This window comes from Streptomyces sp. NPDC001902 (genome assembly GCF_042891295.1).
In the GTDB taxonomy this organism is placed as follows: domain Bacteria; phylum Actinomycetota; class Actinomycetes; order Streptomycetales; family Streptomycetaceae; genus Actinacidiphila.
The window spans coordinates 241290-262485 of sequence record NZ_JBIATA010000009.1; the positions used below are offsets into that span (position 1 = coordinate 241290).

A 21196-nucleotide genomic window follows, 5' to 3' on the forward strand; every position below is an offset into this window, starting at 1 on the left:
TGGTGTGCGTACGGCACGCGCCGTTCCCAGCTCGCTCGCGAAGAGAAGTGACCCACCCCCAGTGCGACTGAACGAACTCGACGAACGCATCGTCCACGCCCTCGCCCAGGACGCCCGCCGCTCCTTCGCCGACATCGGCTCCCTCGTCGGGCTCTCCGCCCCCGCCGTCAAGCGCCGGGTCGACCGGCTGCTGGCGGAGGGCGCCATCACGGGTTTCACCGTCCGCGTCGAGCCCTCCGCGCTGGGCTGGGAGACCGAGGCGTTCGTCGAGCTCTACTGCCGCCACAACACCTCGCCCGACGACATCCGGCGCGGCCTGTCGCGCTACCCGGAGGTGGCGTCCGCCTCGACCGTCACCGGCGAGGCGGACGCCGTCGTCCAGATCTACGCCGCCGACGTGCGCCACTTCGAGCGCGTCCTGGAGCGGATCGCCGGCGAGCCCTTCGTGGAGCGCACCAAGTCCGTCCTGGTGCTGTCGCCGCTGCTGCGCCGCTACACGGGAGTGCCGGACCAGCCGGAGCCGTGACCGCGGGCGGGCCGGGCCGGGGAGCCGGGTCCGGCCCCGCGCAACGAATCGCCGCCGCTGCGCCCCGGCGCGCAACGAATCGGCGGTCGGTGCGCAACGGACGCGTCTTGTCGCCACGACGCCCGGAATCGTACCGTCGAGGCAGATCCGGAACAGGCTCCCCACCAGGCGAAAGAGGCTCCATGGCGCCGCTGCGCACCGCGCTGTACCAAGGCCCGAGCGGCGTCCCCTCCTCCGTGGACGACAGCCTGGCCGCGCTCGACGCCGCCGCGCGCCGGGCCTCCGCCGCGGGAGCCCGCCTGCTCGTCACGCCCGAGATGTACCTGACCGGCTACGCCCTCGGCGACGCGGTCCCGGGCCTCGCCGAGGCGGCCGACGGGCCGGCCGCCGCCCGGGTCGGCCGGATCGCCGCCGAGCACGGCCTGGGCATCGTCTACGGCTACCCCGAGCGCGACGGCTGCGGCGTCTTCAACTCCGCCCAGCTGATCGGGCCGGACGGCGGACGCCTCGCCAACTACCGCAAGACCCACCTCTTCGGCGACTTCGAGCGGACCTGGTTCACCCCCGGCGACGACGCCGTCGTCCAGGCCGAGCTCGACGGCGTCCGGATCGGCATCCTCATCTGCTACGACGTCGAGTTCCCGGAGACCGTGCGGTCCCACGCCCTCGCCGGCACCCAGCTGCTCGCGGTGCCCACCGCGCTGATGCGGCCCTACGAGTTCGTCCCGCAGACCCTGGTGCCGGCCCGCGCGTACGAGAGCCAGCTGCACGTCGCCTACGCCAACCGCTGCGGCCCCGAGGGCGATTTCGACTTCGCGGGGCAGAGCTGCCTCGCCGGACCCGACGGCGCCGTACGCGCCCGGGCCGGAGCCACCGAGGAGCTGGTCGTCGCCGACGCCGACCCGGATCTCCTGCGCGCGGTCCGCGAGGAGACGCCCTACCTCGAGGACCGCCGCCCCGAGCTGTACCGCTCGCTGGGCTGATCCCGACCCCCTTCCCCCGCCCCGCCTGACCGCTTCACAGCCAGGAGAACCACGCCATGACGTCCACGGTGCCCACCGCGGTCCACGACGAGCAGCACCCCGAGGTGCGGTCGGCCCCGCCGATCACCATGTTCGGCCCGGACTTCCCGTTCGCCTACGACGACTTCCTGGCGAGCGCCGCGGGCCTCGGCTCCATACCGGCGACCGAACACGGGGCGGAGGTCGCGGTCATCGGCGGCGGCCTGTCCGGCATCGTCGCCGCGTACGAGCTGATGAAGATGGGCCTCAAGCCCGTCGTCTACGAGGCCGACCGCATCGGCGGCCGGCTGCGCACCGTCGGCTTCGAGGGCTGCGACGAGAACCTGACCGCAGAGATGGGCGCGATGCGCTTCCCGCCGTCCTCCACCGCCCTGCAGCACTACATCGACCTGGTGGGCCTGGAGACCACGCCCTTCCCCAACCCGCTGGCCCCCGAGACCCCGTCGACCGTCGTCGACCTCAAGGGCGAGTCCCACTACGCGCAGACCATCGACGACCTGCCGCAGGTCTACCGCGACGTCGCGCACGCCTGGAACGCCTGCCTGGAGGAGGGCGCGGACTTCTCCGACATGAACCGCGCGATGCGTGAGCGCGACGTCCCGCGCATCCGCGAGATCTGGGCGAAGCTGGTCGAGAAGCTGGACAACCAGACCTTCTACGGGTTCCTCTGCGACTCCGAGGCGTTCAAGTCCTTCCGCCACCGGGAGATCTTCGGCCAGGTCGGCTTCGGCACCGGCGGCTGGGACACCGACTTCCCCAACTCCATCCTGGAGATCCTGCGCGTCGTCTACACCGAGGCCGACGACCACCACCGCGGCATCGTCGGAGGCAGCCAGCAACTGCCGCTGCGGCTGTGGGAACGCGAACCGCAGAAGATCGTCCACTGGCCGCTCGGCACCTCGCTGAAGTCCCTGCACGGCGGCGACCCCCGCCCGGCCGTGACCCGACTGCACCGCACCGCCGGCAACCGGATCACCGTCACCGACGCCGACGGCGACATCCGCACCTACCGCGCCGCGATCTTCACCGCGCAGAGCTGGATGCTGCTCAGCAAGATCGACTGCGACGACTCGCTCTTCCCGATCGACCACTGGACGGCGATCGAGCGCACCCACTACATGGAGTCCAGCAAGCTCTTCGTCCCGGTCGACCGGCCGTTCTGGCTGGACAAGGACGAGCAGACGGGCCGCGACGTGATGAGCATGACGCTCACCGACCGCATGACCCGCGGCACCTACCTGCTGGACAACGGCCCGGACGAGCCGGCCGTGATCTGCCTGTCGTACACGTGGTGCGACGACAGCCTCAAGTGGCTGCCGCTGAGCGCGTCCGAGCGCATGGAGGTCATGCTCAAGTCGCTCGGCGAGATCTACCCGAAGGTCGACATCCGGGGGCACATCATCGGCAACCCGGTGACCGTCTCCTGGGAGAACGAGCCCTACTTCATGGGCGCGTTCAAGGCGAACCTGCCCGGTCACTACCGCTACCAGCGGCGCCTGTTCACCCACTTCATGCAGGACACCCTCCCCGAGGACAAGCGCGGCATCTACCTCGCGGGCGACGACATCTCATGGACCGCGGGCTGGGCCGAGGGCGCCGTGCAGACCGCGCTCAACGCCGTGTGGGGCGTGATGCACCAGTTCGGCGGCACCACGGACCCGACCAACCCGGGCCCGGGCGACCTCTACGACGAGATCGCGCCGGTCATGCTCGACGAGGACTGACACGCCCCCCTCAGCGGGCCAGCGGGGTCAGCAGGAAGCGCCCCACCAGCCCGACCCCGGAGTCGAGCTTCTCGGCGAACTCCTCGTACACCTCCGGCAGTCCGCGCAGGGACCACAGCACGCGGGACGCGGCCCACGCCGCGTCCCGCGCGCGTTCCAGGCTCCAGGAACCGGCGAGATGGGTCAGCGGGTCGGCGAGGTCCAGCAGATCGGGGCCGGGCATCAGTTCCTCCCTGACGCGTTCCTCCACGGACGTCAGCAGATCGCCCACGCGATCGAAGTCCCGTTCCAGGGAAGGCGGCTCGCACCCCAGCGCGGAGCAGGTGTCCACCACCGCGAGCGCCAGGTCGTGACCCACGTGCGCGTTGATCCCGGCCAGCGCGAACTGCAGCGGGCGGACGCCGCGGTGCCCGCGCAACTGCAGCAGCGGCCGCCAGCAGGCCGGGACGGCACGGCGGTCGGTCGCGCCGTCGACCGCCCGCAGGTAACGGGCGGCGAAACGGGCGGCCAGCACGGCGGCGGCGACGGGATCGCCGAAGCCGCCCGCCGCCAGCCGGCCGTCCATTTCCTCCGTGACCGACAGGTAGACACGGTTGAACACCGCCACCCCGTCCCCCGGCGGGAGCGCCGTGCCGAGCGCGCGCATGCGCGCCACCACCTGGCCCACCCCCACCGGGGCCGGCCGCCGTGCCGTCGTCATGGGCACAGCGTCCCAGCAGGCCGGGCGGCGTTCGCGGCACGGCGGCCGTGGCGTCCCCGGATCGGGTGAGTCAGAGCGCGCCCGCGTCGCGGGCCGTCCGCACCGACGGATACTGCGGCCGGAAGCCCGGCTCCTCCCACCGCCGGCACTGGCGCGGCGTCGGCGATGTTGTACGCCGGGCCCCCGACGCCGGGGGCCCGGCGCAGGGGCTGCGCCAGGGGGCGGCCCCGGCCCTCGCCGTACACCAGGTTCGTGCTCGCCTGCACGAAACGCGTCGCCCCGGCCTCGGCGGCTGCCCGCGCCGGCGTGGTGCCCTCCTGCGAGCCGTCCGGGAACAGCGCCGCCAGGTGCACGACCGCATCCATGCCCGCCAGGGCCTCGCGCAGGTCCTCCGGGCCCCGCAGGTCCCCGGTCGCGATCCGTGCCCCCAGCCGGGTGGGCCCCTCGCCCCGCTCCGCGTCCCGCACGAGCACCCGCACCTCCTCGCCCGGCGGCACCACTGCAGCAGCCTCGGCACGAAGCGGCTGCCGACCCGACTGCGGCGGCCCGCGGCGGCGCGGGAGAGACCTCCGCATCCGGGGATCGACACTCCCTGGATAAGGTCCCGGCCCGGCGGGATGCTTGAAACGTGGACATCGACCGCGCGCAGCTCGCCGACTTCCTGCGCCGCAGCCGTGCCCGCCTCGCCCCCTCCGACGTGGGCCTGGTGGTCGGCGTCCGGCGGCGCACCCCCGGGCTGCGCCGCGAGGAGGTCGCCCAGCTCGCCGGGATGTCCGCGGACTACTACACCCGGCTCGAACAGTCACGGGGCCCCCGGCCGTCCCGCCAGATCCTGGGCGCGCTCGCCCGTGCGCTGCGCCTGTCCGAGGACGAACGGGACCACCTCTTCCACCTGGCCGGCGAGGAACCGCCCCGCGGCACCCGCGACGCCGGCGCCGCGGGGCACGTACGGCCCGGACTGCTGCTGGTGCTGGACCGGCTCGACGACACCCCGGCGCAGGTCGTCAGCGACGCGGGGGACGTCCTCGCCCAGAACGCGATGGCCGCGGCGCTCGTCGGCGACGCGGCCTCCCGGCCGCCGGGGGAGCGCAACATCGTCCGCCGCTTCTTCCTCGACCCGGCGGCGCGCGAGCTCTTCCCTCCGGGGGACCGGGAGGAGCAGGCCCGGCGTCACGTCGCCCACCTGCGTGCGGTCCTGGCCGCCCGGCCCGACGACGCGCGCGCGGGCGCGCTGGTCGCGGAACTGCGGGGGCGCAGCGCGGAGTTCTCGAGGCTGTGGGACGAGCACGAGGTCGCCGTGCGGCGCGCGGATGTGAAGCGGTTCCAGCATCCGGTGGTGGGGCTGATGGAGCTGGAGTGCGAGGTGCTGCTCAGTGCGGAGCATGATCAGCGGTTGATCGTGTACACGGCGCGGCCGGGGAGCGAGTCCTACGAGCGGTTGCGGTTGCTTCGCGTTGTGGGCCTGCAGGATCTTGCGGTGCGGTGAGTTGGTGTGTGCGCGTGCGTGTGGTTGCGGTTGGGGTTTCTCCCCCGCCCTCCCGCCCGATTGCCCGGCGCGGTCAGTGCGGGCCTGCGCTCTGTTGGGTTGGGGTCGGGGCCGCGCCGGCGCACGTCCTCAGCGCTCGCGGTTTACCCCTGCAGTATTCGGTGCCGGGTCCCCCGCTCGTCGCTTCCGGGCGCACCCCGCCACACCCCCTCATGCCGGTTGGGGCGCATGACGGCCGGTGGGGGGGTGAGTAAGGAACTTGCGGCGAACCCGGACCGCCTTCTGAACCCCGTCCGGCCATTAGTCGCCTTCACGGCAGGAGGGGGTGTGGCGGGGTGTGCCCATGGGGGTCCCCCCGGCCGAAGGCTGGGGGAGGGCGGGAGGCGGGTGGACGCCCGCCGCAGGCGCAACGGAGCCGCACACAAACACCCGGGGAGCCCGGCGCAGCCGTTAGTCGGCCCACGCCGTGCGCGTGACCGCGTACTCGACCTCCCCCTGTTCCGCTCCCGGCAACGCCTCGTCCCACTCCTCGTGGAAGACCCGGACGAACGACAGCCCCGCCTTCTCCATCACGCGCCGCGACCGCGCGTTGACGAACATCGTCTCCGCGTGGACGCGCTCCGCGCCCAGGTCGGTGAAGGCCTTGCGGACCAGGGCGCGGGACCCCTCCGTGGCGTAGCCGCGGCCCCAGGCGGCGCGGCGCAGGCGGTACCCGAGTTCGAGGTCGTCGGCGGGGCCGCCGGGGCGGGGGGTGAGGGCGAACCAGCCGACGAAGTGCCCGGTGGAGAGTTCCTCCGCCGCCCAGACCTGGGAGCGTGCGAAGCGGGGCAGGACCTCGTGCCGGATGACGTCGGAGGGCGTGGGGCGGCCGTTGCCCAGGTAGCGCATGACCTCGGGGTCGCTGTCGAGCGCGACGAGCAGTTCGGCGTCCGCGTCGGTGTCGGTGAAGTGCCGCAGTCGCAGCCGCTCGGTCTCCAGGAAGATCCGCATGTGCATGGGCGGCACGCTAGGCCTGCGGGGTCGTCGCCGCCACGGGTTTGCGGTCGCGCTCCACGGAGACGGTGCCCGCGCGCCGGAGCACGCCCGCGCCCACGGCGAGCCCGGCGGCGAGCAGGGTGACCAGGCCGAAGGAGACCTGCAGGGAGCTGGCCTCCGCGATGGAGCCGATGGCGGCCGGAGCCACCAGCCCGGAGGTGTAGGTGACGGTGGCGACGCCCGCGATGGCCTGGCTCGCGTTGGGCCCGCTGCGCCCGGCCGCGGCGAAGCACAGCGGCACGACCACGGCGATGCCCACGCCGATGAGGGCGAAGCCCGCGATGGTGGTGACCTGCGTGGACGCCGTGGCGACGAGGACGCCGCCCACCGTGGCGAGCAGGCCGCCGAAGCGTACGGTGCGGACCGGTCCGAAACGGCGGACGACGAGGTCGCCGAGGAGACGGGACACGGCCATGGTGCACGCGAACGCGGTGTAGGACGCGGCGGCGACACCGGGGGAGGCGCCGGCGATGTCACGGAGGTAGACCGCGCTCCAGTCCATGCTGGCGCCCTCCGCGAAGACGGCGCAGAAGCCGATGGCGCCGATGACCAGGGCGGCGCGGGGCGGCAGGGCGAAGCGCGCGGGGGCCTCCTCCGACGCGGCGGGCCGCAGGTCGAGCACTCCGCTGCAGACCACCTGGCCCAGCACGACGAGCAGGACGGCCGCGGCGGTGAGGTGGAGGCGCGCGTCGAGTTCCGCGTGGGCGGCGAGGACGCCGAAGAGGGAGCCGAGCAGGGTGCCGGCGCTCCACATGCCGTGCAGCCCGGACATGATCGAGCGGCCGAGGCGTTCCTCGACCTCGACGCCCTGGGCGTTCATGACGACGTCGGCCATGCCGGCCGAGGCCCCGTAAACGAACATCGCCCCGCACAGCCAGCCCAGTCCGGAGGAGAGGGCGGGCAGCGCCAGCGAGGCGCACCACAGGCCCAGCAGGAGGCGCAGCGCGTTGCGCATGCCCATGTGGTGGGCGACGCGGGCGGCGAGCGGCATCGCGACGGAGGCGCCGAGGGCCGCGAAGACGAGCGCGAAGCCGAGCTGTCCGGCGCTGAGCCCCGCGTGCTCCTGGATCCAGGGCACCCGGGTGGCGAAGCTGCCGGTCACCGCGCCGTGCACGGCGAACACGGCGGCGACGGCGAGATGGGCGCGCCGCAGTCGCGGGTCGGTCTTCCCCGTCGGGGTCGTCGGCTTCGTCGGCATGTTCCCTCCAGTCTGGTCCCGCCGTGCTCGGGGCATAAATTATCAGGCAGGCTTCCTGAAAGATAGATTGCCTCCTGCCACGGTCCCGCACCGGGGCCCCTGTCGCCCGCCCTCGCACCTGCGCGACGGCTTCTGGAAGGATCCGTCCATGACCGCCATGCGATCCCACGCCGGGCGCACCGCCTCCCCCCGCACCGCCCGGGCGATCAACGACCGGCTGGCCCTGGAACTGCTGCAGCGCGAGGGCCCGTTGACGGCGGCCCAGCTCAAGTCCCTCACCGGGCTGTCCCGTCCGAGCGTCGCCGACCTGGTCGAAAGGCTGCAGGAGTCCGGGCTGATCACGGTGGTCGGCGAGACGGGAGCCGACCGGCGCGGCCCCAACGCGCGGGTGTACGGGATCGTCGCCGACCGGGCGCAGCTGGCGGCCTTCGACGTCCGCACCCACAGCGTCGCCCTCGAGGTGGCCGACCTGCTGGGGAACACCATCGGCAGCGCCGTCCTGCCGGTGGACCCGTTCGGCGATCCGCAGCGCACGGTGCGGCGCTCGGTGGCGCTGCTGGAGCGGACCGCGCGCACCGCCGGCGCCGGCGCGCTGCACACCGTCGCGGTCGGCGCGCCCGGCCTGGTCGACCCGGCCACCGGCGAACTGCGGGCCACCGGGCAGTTGCCGGCCTGGCACTCGGCGCTCGTCGCCGAACTGCGCAGGCGGCTCTCCCTCCCGGTGCTGCTGGAGAACGAGGTCAACCTCGCGGCCGTCGCCGAGCGGCGCCTGGGCGCCGTGCGCGACCGCGAGGACTTCGTCCTGCTGTGGCTGGGTCACGGGGTGGGCGCCGCGGTGGTGCTGGGCGGGGTCCTGCGGCGCGGTGCCTCGGGCGGTACGGGGGAGATCGGCTTCCTGCCCGTTCCGGGGACCTTCCAACTGCCGACGGCCAGCGGGTGCGAGGGCGGTTTCCACTCGCTGGCGGGCAGCGCGGCGGTGTGCGCCCTGGCGCGCTCGCACGGGATGCCGGTGTCCGGCGACGACGACGCCCTGGCGGCCGAGGCGGTGGTGACCGCGGCCCGGGCGGACGGCAAGCAGGGCGAGCTCTTCCTCGACGCGCTGGCGGACCGGGTGGTGATCGGGGTGGCAGCCGTCACCGCCGTGCTCGACCCCGGCTGCGTGGTGCTGGGCGGCGAGGTGGGCCGGGCCGGGGGCGAGGACCTGGCCGCCCGGGTCGAGGAACGGCTCGCGCGGATGTCCCCGCTGCCGACCCAGGTGCGGGCGGGGACCGTCGCGGGCAGCGCGGTGCTGCGCGGCGCGGTGCTGTCGGCGATGGACGCGGCGCAGGACGCGGTGTTCACACCCGAGGTGTGACGTCCGGCGCTCCGGGGCAACCGCCCCTCGGCCGCCTGACGTTCGCAGGCGCCGGCGTACGACCGGAGTCCCCCCGGGTGAACCCGCTCCGCCGATGCGGTTCGCGCCGGCCTCAACGGGCGCTCCCATGGGCCGTGTTGACCGGAAGCCATGGCGGCGGCCCGAGGGGTCAGAGCGGTCGGACCGATCCCGTGTGAGCCAATCCACAGCGATCCCTTGCGTCCGCAAGGAACCTTCGTGGCAGACTGTGGAGCAGTACCAGTGACGTTCAGCGCACTCCGGGGTCGGTGAAACTCCGAACCGGCGGTTACAGTCCGCGACCCGTCCGCATCCAGCGGCCGGTTGACCAGGTGAAATTCCTGGACCGACGGTTAAAGTCCGGATGGGAGGCAGTGCGCGGCGGACGGGCATCGGTACACCGCCGTCGGCGGCAGCGTGGGTGCGTGTCCCCCGGAAACGGGTGGCACGGGCGGACGCAGCCCCGCACCGGCCGCGGTGTCCCCGAGGCTCACGTCCGCTCTGTGTTCCGCACAGCCCCGGAGTCCGTGCCCGATGAGGCAGGAGGACCCGGTGGCAACACCCGGTGAAGCCGACGCGATGCGCCGGGCCATAGAGCTCGCCGCCCACGGCGTGGGCTCGACGAGCCCCAACCCCGTCGTCGGCGCCGTGATCCTCGACGCAGGCGGCGAGATCGCCGGCGAGGGCTGGCACCAGCAGGCGGGCGGACCCCACGCCGAGGTCCACGCCCTGCGCGCGGCCGGCGGCGCGGCCCGCGGCGGCACCGCCGTCGTCACCCTCGAACCCTGCAACCACACCGGTCGCACCGGCCCGTGCGCCCAGGCCCTCATCGCGGCCGGCGTCTCCCGCGTCGTCTACGCCGTCGCGGACCCCACCCCCGCGGCGACCGGAGGCGGTGCCACGCTGGCCGCCGCCGGGATCGCCGTGGAGAGCGGGCTCATGGAGGCCGAGGCCGCCCGCGGCAACGAGGTGTGGCTCACCGCCTCCCGCGAGCAGCGGCCCTTCGTGCTGTGGAAGTACGCGAGCACCCTCGACGGCCGCATCGCCGCCGCCGACGGCACCAGTCGCTGGATCAGCTCCGCCGCCTCCCGTGCCGACGTGCACCGGCTGCGCGCCGAGTCCGACGCCGTCGTCGTCGGCTCCGGCACCCTGCGCGCCGACGACCCCCACCTGGCCGTGCGCGGCGTGGAGGGCACCTTCACCCAGCCGCTGCGGGTGGTCGTCGACACCAACGCCAAGATCACCCCCGGCGCCCGGGTGCTGGACGGCACCGCCCCGACCCTGGTCGCCGTCGCCGAGGACACCGACACCGCCCACCTGCCGGGCGTCGACGTGGCCCGCCTGCCCCGCACCGGCAGCGGCGTCGCCGTCACCGCGCTGCTTGCCGAGCTGTACGGCCGCGGCGTCCGCTCCGTGCTGCTGGAGGGCGGCCCCACGCTCGCCGGCGCCTTCGTCGCCGCGGGCGCCGTCGACAAGGTCGTCGGCTACCTCGCACCGGCCCTCCTGGGGGCCGGACCCGCGGCCCTGGGGGACGCGGGAATCACCACCATCGCGCACGCGTTGCGGCTCGACGTCGCCGAGATCGAACGCATCGGCCCCGACCTGCGTATTACTGCCTACCCGAGCCGCACCGAGGAGAACTGACGTGTTCACCGGAATCGTCGAAGAGCTGGGCGACGTCGTCGCCGTCGAGGACCTGGGCGACGCCTCCCGCTTCCGTCTGCGCGGTCCGGTCGTCACCGAGGGCGCCAAGCACGGCGACTCGATCGCGGTCAACGGGGTGTGCCTCACCGTCGTCGACACCGCGGACGGCGAGTTCACCGCCGACGTGATGGCCGAGACCCTCAAGCGCTCCAGCCTCGGCGCGCTGAACCCCGGCAGCCGGGTCAACCTGGAGCGCCCGATGGAGCTGGGCGGCCGCCTCGGCGGTCACCTCGTCCAGGGCCACGTGGACGGCACCGGCGCGGTGATCTCGCGGACCCCCGCCGAGCACTGGGAGATCGTGAGGATCTCGCTGCCGGCGGAGCTGTCCCGCTACGTGGTCGAGAAGGGCTCGATCACCGTCGACGGCATCAGCCTCACGGTCGTCGAGGCCGGTCCCGACTTCTTCTCCGTCAGCCTGATCCCGACCACCCTCGACCTCACCACGCTCGGCTTCAAGCAGCCCGGCGACCCGGTGAACCTCGAGGTCGACGTGATCGCCAAGTACGTCGAGCGGCTGTACGGGGAGCGGGCCGGGGCACCGAAGGGGGCTCCGGCGGAATGAGCGCCCTCGACACCCTGAACAGTGTCGCCTTCTCCGCCTTCGGTGAGCACTTCAAGTGGACCGACGTGGTCGGCAACGGCCTCGGCCTGGCCGGTCTCGCCCTGGGGTGGCGCCGCTCGGTGTGGGCCTGGCCGGTCCAGCTGCTGTCCGGTGCGGTGCTCGTCGCCGCGTACTGGTCGGCACAGCTCACCGGCGGCGTCGGCAAGCAGCTGCTCGTCATCGGCGTCGCCGTGTGGGGCTGGTTCCAGTGGCGCCGCGGCGTCCGGGACGGCGGCGAGATCCGGGTCCGCTTCGCCACCTGGCGCGAGCGGGGCCTGCTGGTCGCCGGCACGGCGGCCGGACTGTTCGGGGTCGTCGGCCTCTTCACGCTCTACCCGTCGCTGTCCTGGAACCCCTGGCCGGACGCCTACATCTTCGTCGGCACCGTCGCCGCGATGGTGGCCATGGCCAGGGGCTGGGTCGAGTTCTGGTTCGCCTGGCTCGCCGTCGACGCGGTCGGCGTCCCCCTCGCCTGGAACAGCGACCTGAAGTTCTCCGCGCTCGTGTACGTCATCTACTTCGTTCTCGTGATCGCCGGCATGTACGCCTGGTGGCAGCAGACCCGGGTCCCGCGGCACGGCGGGCCCGTCCTGGAAGGAGCGGCCGCATGACCACCGCACTGCACACCCTCTACGTGGCGGAGGACGCCCCGATCGTCCTCGACCCCGTCGAGCGTGCGATCGCCGACATAGCGGCCGGCCGGCCCGTCGTCGTCGTGGACGACGAGAACCGCGAGAACGAGGGCGACCTCATCATCGCGGCCGAGAAGGCCACCCCGGAGATCGTCGCGTTCATGATGACCGAGTGCCGTGGTCTGATCTGCGTGCCCATGGAGGAGCACGACCTGGACCGGGTCGACCTGCCGCAGATGGTGGACTCCAACACCGAGTCCATGCAGACCGCGTTCACGGTCTCCGTCGACGCGAGCGCCGTCCACGGGGTCACCACCGGCATCTCCGCCGCCGACCGGGCGACCACGATCCGGCTGCTGGCCTCCGGCGACTCCGTCCCCGGCGACTTCGTCCGGCCCGGCCACGTCTTCCCGCTGCGCGCCAAGTCCGGCGGCGTCCTCACCCGCAACGGCCACACCGAGGCGGGCGTCGACCTGGCCCGGCTCGCCGGACTGCGCCCGGCCGCCGCCATCGTGGAGATCGCCAACGAGGACGGCACGATGGCGCGCCTGCCCGAGCTGGTCCACTTCGCCCGCAAGCACGGCCTGGCCATCATCTCCATCGAGGACCTGGTGACCTACCGCCGCAGCTCGGAGCCGACCGTGCGCCGCGAGGCCGAGACCCGGCTGCCCACCGCCTTCGGCGACTTCCGCGCGTACGGCTACCGCAGCACCGTCGACGGCGTCGAGCACATCGCGCTCGCGGCCGGTGAGATCGGCGACGGCGAGGACGTCCTCGTCCGCGTCCACTCCGAGTGCCTCACCGGCGACGTCTTCCACTCGCTGCGCTGCGACTGCGGACCGCAGCTCCAGGCCTCACTCGAACGGGTGGCAGCCGAGGGCCGGGGCGTCGTGGTCTACCTCCGCGGCCACGAGGGCCGGGGCATCGGCCTGATGTCCAAGCTGCGCGCGTACGAGCTCCAGGAGCGCGGCCGGGACACGCTCGACGCCAACCTGGAACTCGGACTGCCCGCCGACGCCCGCGACTACGGCGCCGCCGCCCAGATGCTGTCCGACCTCGGCGTGCACTCCCTGCGCCTGATGACCAACAACCCCGACAAGACCGAGGCCCTCGAGCGGCACGGCCTGAAGGTCGCCGAGCGCGTCGCCATGCCGATCGCGGCCGGCGAGCACAACCTGCGGTACCTGCGCACCAAGCGGGACCGCATGGGCCACGACCTGCCCTGGCTGGACCCGGCCCCCACCGGTGCCTGCCGCAACCAGTAGGCCCGCCCCCAAGCAGCACCACGACACCTGTACGACCAAGAACGACCCGAACGACCAGAGCAAGAACGAGCAAGGAGAAGACGGACGTGAGCGGTAAGGGCGCCCCCGAGCTGACCGTGAAGAACTGCGGTGACCTGCGCGTGGCCGTGATCGCGGCGCAGTGGCACGAGCAGGTGATGGACGGGCTGGTCGACGGCGCCCTGCGCGCCCTGAGCGACCTGGGCATCGACGAGCCCACCCTGCTGCGCGTTCCCGGCAGCTTCGAACTGCCGGTCGCCGCCAAGGTGCTGGCGAGCCGGGGCTACGACGCGGTCGTCGCCCTCGGCGTCGTCATCCGCGGCGGTACGCCGCACTTCGAGTACGTCTGCCAGGGTGTCGCCCAGGGCCTGACCCAGGTCTCGGTCGACACCGGCGTGCCGATCGGCTTCGGCGTGCTCACCTGCGACACCGAGGAGCAGGCCCTGGACCGGGCCGGACTGCCCGGCTCGAACGAGGACAAGGGGCACGAGGCCGTCACCGCCGCGATCGCCACCGCGACCGTCCTGCGTTCAGTATCCGAGCCGTGGCGGTGAGGTAAGGGGACTTCCGCGTAGGGTGGGGACCACCATGGCCAAGAAGACATTCGAGGAGCTCTTCGCCGAGCTCCAGCACAAGGCCGCCACCGGCGACCCCAGCAGCTCCCGCACCGCCGAACTGGTCGGCAAGGGAGTGCATGCGATCGGCAAGAAGGTGGTCGAGGAGGCCGCCGAGGTGTGGATGGCAGCCGAGTACGAAGGCGCCGACCGCACCGCGGAGGAGATCTCCCAGCTGCTGTACCACCTGCAGGTGATGATGGTCGCCCGGGGCATCGGCCTCGACGACGTCTACGCTCATCTCTGAGCGGATCGCCCCAGGCCGGACCCGCCCCACGCGCCCTGTCCCACCCACATCCGAGCTGCAAAGGAACGCTGTCATGCTGCGCATCGCCGTCCCCAACAAGGGTTCACTGTCCGGACCTGCGTCGGCGATGCTGCATGAGGCCGGCTACCGCCAGCGCAAGGATTCCAAGGAACTCGTCCTCGTCGACGGTGAGAACGACGTCGAGTTCTTCTACCTGCGCCCGCGCGACATCGCCATCTACGTCGGCTCGGGCCGCCTCGACATCGGCATCACCGGCCGCGACCTGCTGCTGGACTCGGGTGCCAACGCCGAGGAGATCCTGCAGCTCGGCTTCGCCCGCTCCACCTTCCGCTACGCCACCACACCCGGCGGTGTGAGCGACGTGAAGGAGTTCGGCGGGAAGACGGTCGCCACCTCCTACCCGGAGATCGTCCGGAAGCACCTCGCCGACCACTCGGTGGAGGCCTCGGTGGTCCGCCTCGACGGCGCCGTCGAGACCTCCATCCACCTCGGTGTGGCGGACGTCATCGCCGACGTCGTCGAGACGGGCACCTCCCTGCGCAACGCCGGCCTGGAGGTCATCGGGGAGCCGATCCTCGACTCCGAGGCGGTCGTCATCCGCCGGGCCGGCGCCGGCGGCGAGGACGCGGCGGCCGAGCCGAAGGTGCAGCAGTTCCTGCGCCGCCTCCAGGGCGTCCTGGTGGCCCGCCGCTACGTGATGATGGACTACGACATCCGCGTCGAGCACGTCGAGCGGGCCATCGCCCTCACGCCCGGCCTGGAGTCGCCGACCGTCTCCCCGCTGCACCACGAGGGCTGGGTCGCCGTGCGCGCCATGGTCCCCAGCCGCGAGGCCCAGCGGATCATGGACGAGCTGTACGACCTCGGCGCGCGGGCCATCCTCACCACCGGGATCCACGCGTGCCGTCTGTGACCTCGCCCACCCCGCACGCCATGCCCGTGGAACTCCCCGTGCTGCCCGTCACCTTCCGGCCCGCCCGCACCCGCGCGGTGCTGCTGGGCCTGGCCACCGGGCTGCTCGCGGCCTTCGTCGTCATCGCCGTGCTCCTCCCCGCGGACGGCGCACGGCCCTGGCACACCTCGGACCGGATCTGGATCGTGCTCACCGGGCTGCTGATCGCCGGGGTGCTCGTGCTGCTCAGCCGGCCCAAGGTGGCCGCCGACCGCGACGGTGTGACCGTCGTCAACCTGACGACCCGGCGCCGGCTGGAATGGGCGCAGGTCCTCCGGGTGAACCTGCGTCCCGGCGATCCGTGGGTGTACCTCGACCTGGCCGACGGCACCAGCCTGGCCGCCATGGGCATCCAGCCGGGGATCGGACGCGCCCGCGCGTTGCGCGACGCGCGCGCCCTGCGGGCCCTCGCGGAGGCGTACGGTACCGGCAAGCCGACGGCGCACTAGACCTGCCGCCCCGGCCCGCTTCTTCATTACTCTGGAACCTTCGCAACGACCCGAGGAGTGACACCCAATCCACGATGGACGGATCGTCCGGTAGTACCCGCGCCGCCTCTCCCCCCCGACATACGGGAGCGGCGGCATGAGCGCCCCGTTGCTGCTGCTCGCGGCAGCCTTCGTCCTGATCCTCGCGAACGGCTTCTTCGTCGCCGCCGAATTCGGCCTGGTGACCGTCGAACGCCCGGCCGCCGAACGCGCCGCCGCCGAGGGTGACCGCAGGGCCCGCAGCGTCGTGGAGGCGCTGCGCAAGCTGTCCTTCCAGCTCTCGGGCACCCAGCTCGGCATCACGATCACCTCACTGGTGGTCGGCATGCTGGCCGAGCCCGCCCTCGCCGACCTGTTCGCCGGACCGCTCACCTCGGTGGGCGTGCCCGAGGGCGCGGCGCCCGCCGTCGCGGTCGTGATCGGCATGATCCTCGCCTCGGCCGTCCAGATGGTCATCGGCGAGCTCGTCCCGAAGAACTGGGCGGTGTCCCGTCCGCTGGAGGTGGCCCGTTTCGTGGCCGGGCCGCAGCGGGCCTTCTCCGCCCTGTTCCGCCCGGTCATCGAGGCCCTCAACGCCGCCGCGAACCGCCTGGTGCGGGCGCTGGGCGTGGAGCCCGCCGAGGAGCTGGCCTCCGCGCGCACCCCCACCGAGCTGGTCTCGCTGGCCCGCCACTCCGCCCGTGCCGGGGCCCTCGAACAGGACACCGCGGACCTGTTCGTCCGCACCATCTCCCTCGGCGACCTCACGGCGGAGAACGTGATGACCCCGCGCGTACGGGTCAGCGCCCTGCAGGACACCGCCACCGCCGCCGACGTCCTCAACCTGACCCGGGCCACCGGGCTGTCGCGCTTCCCGGTCTACCGGGAGCGGCTGGACGACATCGTCGGCATGGCGAGCCTGAAGGACGCCCTCGCCGTCCCGGCCCACCTGCGCGACCGCACGCCGGTCGGCCGGGTCACGGTCGCCCCGCTGCTCGTCCCGGAGACGCTGCCGGTGCAGCCGCTCCTGGAGCAGCTGCGCCGCGAGCAGCCGATCGCCGTGGTCGTCGACGAGTACGGCGGCACCGCCGGCGTCGTCACCCTGGAGGACATCGTCGAGGAACTCGTCGGCGAGGTGCGCGACGAGCACGACGGCGCCGACCTGCCCGAGCTGGCGGCCGCCCCCGCGGAGAACGGCAACCCCGCCTGGGACGCCGACGGCGGCTGCCGGGTCGACCTGCTGGAGCGCATAGGGCTCGAGGCCCCCGAGGGGCCGTACGAGACGGTGGCCGGCCTCGTCGCCGACCTCCTCGAACGCATTCCCGAGCCGGGGGACACCGCACTGCTGCCCGGCTGGGAGCTGCGGGTGCGCGAGGTCGCGCACCACCGTGCCGAAAGGGTCCGCCTGGTACGCGTCGGGTTCGAGGAGCCCGAGGACGGGCAGGAGGGCGGGCGATGAGCTTCCTGCAGCTGTTCTTCGCCGGCCTGCTGGTGCTGGGCAACGGCTTCTTCGTCGGCGCCGAGTTCGCCCTGGTCTCCGTGCGGCGCAGCCAGATCGAGCCGCTCGCCGGAACGCAGCGGCGGGCCCGTACGGTCCTGCACGGGCTGGAGAACCTGCCGCAGATGATGGCGGCGGCCCAGTTCGGCATCACGGTCTGCTCCCTGACGCTGGGTGCGGTCGCCGAGCCGACCGTCGCCCACATGCTGGAGCCGCTCTTCGAGGCGATCCACCTGCCCGAGGGGCTGATCCACCCGCTCGGCTACGTCATCGCGCTCGCCGTCGTGGTCTTCCTCCACCTCGTCATCGGCGAGATGGTCCCCAAGAACCTGGCGATGGCCGCGCCCGAGAAGACCGCGCTGTGGCTCAGCCCCGGACTCGTCGGCTTCGCCCGGCTGTTCCGGCCGGTCATCGCGGTGCTCGGCTGGTGCGCCAAGCTCGTGCTGCGGCTGTTCCGGGTCGAGCCCAAGGACGAGATCGACGCGGTCTTCACCAGCGAGGAGCTGACCGTGCTCGTCGAGGACGCCCGGCAGGCCGGACTCCTCGACGACGACGCCCAGGAACGCCTGGAGGACGCGCTGGAGCTGGGCACCCGCCCGGTCACGGACGTCCTGCTGTCCCCTGCGGAGCTGGTGACGGTCGACGCGTCCGTCACCCCCGCCGAGGTCGAGGAGCTGACCGTACGCACCGGCTACTCGCGCTTCCCGGTGGCCGGACCGGAGGGCGCCTACCTTGGCTACCTCCACGTGAAGGACGTCCTCGACCTGGAGGACACCGGCCGGCCCGTCCCGGCGCGGCTGTGGCGGCCGATGGCCACCCTCCGCGCGGAGCTGCCGCTGGACGACGCGCTCACCCAGATGCGGCGGGCCGCGTCCCACCTGGCGTCGGTCGCGGACTCCGGCGGGCGCGTGCTGGGTCTGGTCGCCCTGGAGGACGTGCTGGAGATGCTGGTCGGCGAGGTCCGTGACCCGGCGCACCGGGAGGTCCCGGAGCCTGCACAGACCGGCGACACCGCGGCCGCCCAGGAGCCCGGAGAGGCCGCCCGGCCGTCGCGTGTGATGGCGAGCTGACACGAGGACCCACGCGAGAGGGGCCCGGGCGCATGCGCCCGGGCCCCTCTCGCGTCGTTCACTCCAACGGCTCGGGCGGTGTCAGCCCGGGCCCGCGGCCCGACAGCACCTCGCCGTAGGCCTGCATGAGGTCGGGCAGCCGCAGCGTGGACAGGTCGTCCCGGGACGGCTGTCCCACGTAGCCGGACAGCCGCAGGTCGCGGTAGGCGCAGCTCTTCTCGTACAGGGTGCGCAGGAAGCGGCCGTTGCCCAGTTCGTCGATCCAGCCCTGCTCGACGACGTGGCCGCTGATGGCGAGCAGCTCCTCCAGGGCCTCGCCGTCCCAGCGGTCCCCGTTGTCGGCGGCGAGGACCTCGCCGATGCTGGTCAGTTCGTGCGGCCGGTAACTGGGGAAGTCGACCCGGGTGGTGAAGCGCGAGCCGAGGCCGGGGTTGGCCGCGAGCAGGCGGTCCATGCCCTCGGGGTAGCCGGCCAGGATCACGACCAGACGGTCGCGGTTGTCCTCCGCGCGCTTGAGCAGGACCTGCAGCGCCTCGTCGCCGTAGGCGTCGCCCTTGCTGTAGCCGGAGTTGGACAGCGCGTACGCCTCGTCGACGAACAGCACCCCGCCGAGCGCGGAGTCGATCAGCTCGTTGGCCTTGACGGCGGTCTGACCCAGGAACTCGCCCACGAGATCGGCGCGTTGCGCCTCGACCAGATGGTCGCCGCCCAGCAGTCCGAGGGCGTAGAACACCCGGCCGAGGATGCGCGCCACCGTGGTCTTGCCGGTGCCGGACGGGCCCGAGAAGACGAAGTGCCGCTTGGGCGGCTGCACCGGCAGACCCTGTCTCGCCCGCAGCCGCGCCATCCGCAACTGTGCCGACAGCGCCCGCACTTGGCGCTTGACCGGCTCCAGGCCCACCATGCGGTCGAGTTCGGCCAGGGCCTGGGAGAGCAGCACCGGGTCCGGGGCCGTGACCGGGACCTGCGGCGGGACGGGGGAGACCGGCAGGATCGCCTTCTCCCGGATGTCGTCGTCGATCGGGCCGACCGCGCCCAGCGGGTCGTCCAGCACCGAGCCCGCCCCGAGGCCACCGGGCATGGCGGCCGCCCCCGTCCGGGCGTCGAGCGGATCGGGGTCGGGCGGCAGCGTGTCGGGCCCGGTCTGACCGTAGCCCTGCAGGGTGACCGGGGCCAGGTCGGCCGTCCCGTCGGTGAGGCCGTCGGACTCGTCGATCGCGGCGAGCCGGGCCGCGGTGTCCATGAACGCCGGGTCGACCCGGTGCACCGCCCGGTACAGGGGGAGCGCGGCCGCCGTGCGGCCCGTGCCCTCGTACGCCCGGGCCAGCCAGTAGCGGAGTTCCTTGCGCTGCGGCTGTTCGCTGCGGCAGCGCATCAGGGCCGTCGCCAGCAGCGGCTCGGCCTGCCCGTACAGCTCCAGCCGGACCCGGGCCATGCCGCCGAACAGACCGGCCTCGATGCCCAGGACCTGGTCGCCGAGGAGCGGTTCGGTGTGGCGCACCAACTGGTCCCAGTCCTTGACCAGATAGGCCCGGCAGGCGTGCAGGAAACGGACGTGCGGATCGGTGTCGATCGGTGGGCACTCGGCCAGGGCCCGGTCCAGTTCCGCGATGTGGCGGCCGTCGAGCCAGTGGGAGGCGTGCGCCAGCAGCAGGTCGCGGCGGGTCTCCAGCACCGGCTGCACCCACCAGCCCAGCCAGTACCAGGAGTTCATGGAGCGGCGGTGCGCGCTGCGCTGCTCGCCGAAACGGTCGCGGTGCCGGTACATCTGCAGCAGCGCGGTGGAGGTGTCCGCCCGCAGCGCGTGCAGCCCGAGCCAGGCGTCCGCCATGCCGGGGTCGAGGCGGACCGCCACGCGGAACTCCTCCTCGGCCTGGGTGTAGGCGCCCATGGTGTAGGCGTCGACGGCCCGCACCCAGGCAAGGTCGGAGGGGGCGCCGGAATGCTCTGTGCCGAAGTCCATCAGGTCCCCACCAGCCCGTTCCCCCCGGTGCCGCCCGCCGTACGCCGCTCCAACCAGGTTACGCGAAGCGGGAGTTGGTGCCAGGTGAGCACCGCCTTCGCGGGGTGGCGCACCCGTTGGCATGGTACCCGTGCGAGCCTGGTGGGCCGTAGAGCGACGCGGGTGGTGACGGTGGGTGAGCGATCCGCCGCCGTACGGGGCCGTATCACCGGCTGTAGGCAGAACGAAGCCCCCGGTCACGGGGGAACAACCGGGGGCTTCGCGCATGAGGTGCGGTCGACGATGACCGCGCATTGAGAACGTAAGTCCTGTGCGGCTCCCGGGTCAAGCCACCTCGGGGCGTCGCTCCGGCGGTCGCGGGGCGGGTGCAGCGCACCGGCTGCACGCGGTCACGGTCAGTGACGGAGGGTGTCGGCGACCGGGGTCTCCGCGTGCTGCTCACGTACCTCGTAGCCGTCCGGACGCTGATGGACCAGCAGGTCCGCGAACGGCCGGGAGGGGTCGGCGGCGAAGTGCGCGTCCTGCGCCCGCATCCAGCCGGCCCAGAACCCGGTCAGGGCGGGGCCGTCGCGGAGCTCGCCGCGCTCCCGTGCCGTGTCCCGGGAGACCTCCAGCCAGAGCAGGCTCGCCAGCCGGGGACGCAGCGCGCGGCGGCCCACGCCCACCCCCTCCAGCAGGACCACGGGGGCCGCCGGCACCTCCAGGGTCGTCGCGAACCGCCGCGCCATCCAGTCGTACTTCGCGGGCCGGGCGGTGTCACCGCGGCGCAGCGGCTCCAGCACCTGCTCGCGCAGCCGCCCGGTCCACTCGAACAACTCCTCGTGCGTGGCCAGATCGTCGAGGTGGACGACGGGAGCGCCGTCCAGTGCGGACGCCAGCGCGGCGGCGAAGGTCGTCTTGCCGGATCCGGCGTGCCCGTCCACGGCGACGAGCCGCACCGGCCCGCAGGACGGCGGAAGGGCGCGCAGCCGGGCGGCGAGCGCGCGGAGCGCCCCGGGAGTGGTCTGGTGGTCCATCGGCCCCAGCCTACGACCTGCGCCGACGCGAGGGACTGCGGTGGGTGCCAGGGGCGTCTACGGTA

At 73.2% G+C, this 21196-nt stretch carries 21 protein-coding genes and 1 riboswitch; of the genes, 15 read left to right on the forward strand and 6 right to left on the reverse strand.

Features of this window, described 5'->3' with window-relative positions; genetic code table 11:
- Positions 1-61: 61 nt before the first annotated feature.
- From ACFYYN_RS17845 to ACFYYN_RS17855, 3 genes are all read left to right on the forward strand, one after another.
- On the forward strand, positions 62-526 hold the full coding sequence (locus ACFYYN_RS17845) for an Lrp/AsnC family transcriptional regulator (RefSeq protein ID WP_500324393.1): 465 nt from the start codon (positions 62-64) through the stop codon (positions 524-526).
- 182 nt (positions 527-708) lie between these two features.
- Complete coding sequence (locus ACFYYN_RS17850; protein WP_500546542.1) at positions 709-1509, forward strand: carbon-nitrogen hydrolase family protein; 801 nt, start codon at positions 709-711, stop codon at positions 1507-1509.
- Between the two features lie 56 nt (positions 1510-1565).
- Positions 1566-3272, forward strand: coding sequence for a flavin monoamine oxidase family protein (locus tag ACFYYN_RS17855; protein WP_500324391.1), 1707 nt, complete (start codon positions 1566-1568; stop codon positions 3270-3272).
- A 10-nt stretch (positions 3273-3282) separates the two neighbouring features.
- Here ACFYYN_RS17855 and ACFYYN_RS17860 read toward each other — a convergent pair whose 3' ends face one another.
- Together ACFYYN_RS17860 and ACFYYN_RS17865 are read right to left on the reverse strand one after the other, a co-directional pair.
- On the reverse strand, positions 3283-3972 hold the full coding sequence (locus ACFYYN_RS17860) for a DUF5995 family protein (RefSeq protein ID WP_500546543.1): 690 nt from the start codon (positions 3970-3972) through the stop codon (positions 3283-3285).
- Positions 3969-4472 carry an NAD(P)H-binding protein gene (locus tag ACFYYN_RS17865; RefSeq protein WP_500546544.1) on the reverse strand — a complete coding sequence of 168 codons (504 nt, stop codon included), beginning with the start codon at positions 4470-4472 and terminating at the stop codon, positions 3969-3971. Before ACFYYN_RS17865 ends, ACFYYN_RS17860 begins: the two co-directional genes overlap by 4 nt.
- 134 nt (positions 4473-4606) lie before the next feature.
- Here ACFYYN_RS17865 and ACFYYN_RS17870 point away from each other — a divergent pair, with 134 nt between their 5' ends.
- Positions 4607-5458: a helix-turn-helix transcriptional regulator gene (locus ACFYYN_RS17870; protein WP_500546563.1), complete on the forward strand. Its 852-nt coding sequence runs from the start codon at positions 4607-4609 to the stop codon at positions 5456-5458.
- Between the two features lie 450 nt (positions 5459-5908).
- Here the strand turns inward: ACFYYN_RS17870 and ACFYYN_RS17875 are convergent, their stop codons facing one another.
- Both ACFYYN_RS17875 and ACFYYN_RS17880 read right to left on the reverse strand, forming a co-directional pair.
- Entirely contained in the window at positions 5909-6448 is a 540-nt protein-coding gene (locus ACFYYN_RS17875) for a GNAT family N-acetyltransferase (protein ID WP_500359537.1), read from the reverse strand.
- A gap of 16 nt (positions 6449-6464) precedes the next feature.
- Positions 6465-7691, reverse strand: a complete 1227-nt coding sequence (locus ACFYYN_RS17880; protein WP_500359535.1) for an MFS transporter — start codon at positions 7689-7691, stop codon at positions 6465-6467.
- Positions 7692-7839: 148 nt separating this feature from the next.
- Here ACFYYN_RS17880 and ACFYYN_RS17885 point away from each other — a divergent pair, with 148 nt between their 5' ends.
- From ACFYYN_RS17885 to ACFYYN_RS17935, 11 genes are all read left to right on the forward strand, one after another.
- A complete protein-coding gene (locus ACFYYN_RS17885; RefSeq protein ID WP_500546545.1) occupies positions 7840-9045 on the forward strand; it encodes an ROK family transcriptional regulator in 1206 nt (401 codons plus the stop codon).
- Between the two features lie 269 nt (positions 9046-9314).
- Positions 9315-9445, forward strand: a riboswitch (FMN riboswitch).
- Between the two features lie 197 nt (positions 9446-9642).
- A complete protein-coding gene (ribD, locus tag ACFYYN_RS17890; RefSeq protein ID WP_500546564.1) occupies positions 9643-10707 on the forward strand; it encodes a bifunctional diaminohydroxyphosphoribosylaminopyrimidine deaminase/5-amino-6-(5-phosphoribosylamino)uracil reductase RibD in 1065 nt (354 codons plus the stop codon).
- Position 10708: 1 nt separating this feature from the next.
- On the forward strand, positions 10709-11329 hold the full coding sequence (locus ACFYYN_RS17895) for a riboflavin synthase (protein ID WP_499510739.1): 621 nt from the start codon (positions 10709-10711) through the stop codon (positions 11327-11329).
- Positions 11326-11979: a nicotinamide mononucleotide transporter family protein gene (locus ACFYYN_RS17900; RefSeq protein WP_500359534.1), complete on the forward strand. Its 654-nt coding sequence runs from the start codon at positions 11326-11328 to the stop codon at positions 11977-11979. Before ACFYYN_RS17895 ends, ACFYYN_RS17900 begins: the two co-directional genes overlap by 4 nt.
- Positions 11976-13265 carry a bifunctional 3,4-dihydroxy-2-butanone-4-phosphate synthase/GTP cyclohydrolase II gene (locus ACFYYN_RS17905; protein WP_500324384.1) on the forward strand — a complete coding sequence of 430 codons (1290 nt, stop codon included), beginning with the start codon at positions 11976-11978 and terminating at the stop codon, positions 13263-13265. Before ACFYYN_RS17900 ends, ACFYYN_RS17905 begins: the two co-directional genes overlap by 4 nt.
- 86 nt (positions 13266-13351) lie before the next feature.
- Positions 13352-13837, forward strand: coding sequence for a 6,7-dimethyl-8-ribityllumazine synthase (gene ribH, locus ACFYYN_RS17910; RefSeq protein ID WP_499510736.1), 486 nt, complete (start codon positions 13352-13354; stop codon positions 13835-13837).
- Between the two features lie 34 nt (positions 13838-13871).
- The gene (locus ACFYYN_RS17915; RefSeq protein ID WP_499510735.1) at positions 13872-14144 is read left to right on the forward strand and encodes a phosphoribosyl-ATP diphosphatase; all 273 of its coding nucleotides are present in this window, start codon (positions 13872-13874) and stop codon (positions 14142-14144) included.
- Positions 14145-14217: 73 nt separating this feature from the next.
- On the forward strand, positions 14218-15078 hold the full coding sequence (hisG, locus tag ACFYYN_RS17920; protein ID WP_499510734.1) for an ATP phosphoribosyltransferase: 861 nt from the start codon (positions 14218-14220) through the stop codon (positions 15076-15078).
- Positions 15075-15566, forward strand: a complete 492-nt coding sequence (locus tag ACFYYN_RS17925; protein ID WP_500324496.1) for a PH domain-containing protein — start codon at positions 15075-15077, stop codon at positions 15564-15566. The genes hisG and ACFYYN_RS17925 overlap by 4 nt, the downstream gene beginning before the upstream one ends.
- Before the next feature lie 136 nt (positions 15567-15702).
- Positions 15703-17043: a hemolysin family protein gene (locus tag ACFYYN_RS17930; protein WP_500324382.1), complete on the forward strand. Its 1341-nt coding sequence runs from the start codon at positions 15703-15705 to the stop codon at positions 17041-17043.
- A complete protein-coding gene (locus tag ACFYYN_RS17935) occupies positions 17040-18152 on the forward strand; it encodes a hemolysin family protein (RefSeq protein WP_500546546.1) in 1113 nt (370 codons plus the stop codon). The genes ACFYYN_RS17930 and ACFYYN_RS17935 overlap by 4 nt, the downstream gene beginning before the upstream one ends.
- Positions 18153-18210: 58 nt before the next feature.
- On the opposite strand, the gene ACFYYN_RS17940 is transcribed toward ACFYYN_RS17935, so the two are convergent.
- Positions 18211-20115, reverse strand: a complete 1905-nt coding sequence (locus ACFYYN_RS17940; protein ID WP_500546547.1) for an AAA family ATPase — start codon at positions 20113-20115, stop codon at positions 18211-18213.
- 395 nt (positions 20116-20510) lie between these two features.
- Positions 20511-21131 (reverse strand): uridine kinase family protein, encoded by a 621-nt coding sequence (locus tag ACFYYN_RS17945; protein WP_500546548.1) that lies wholly within the window; start codon positions 21129-21131, stop codon positions 20511-20513.
- Positions 21132-21196: the final 65 nt, after the last annotated feature.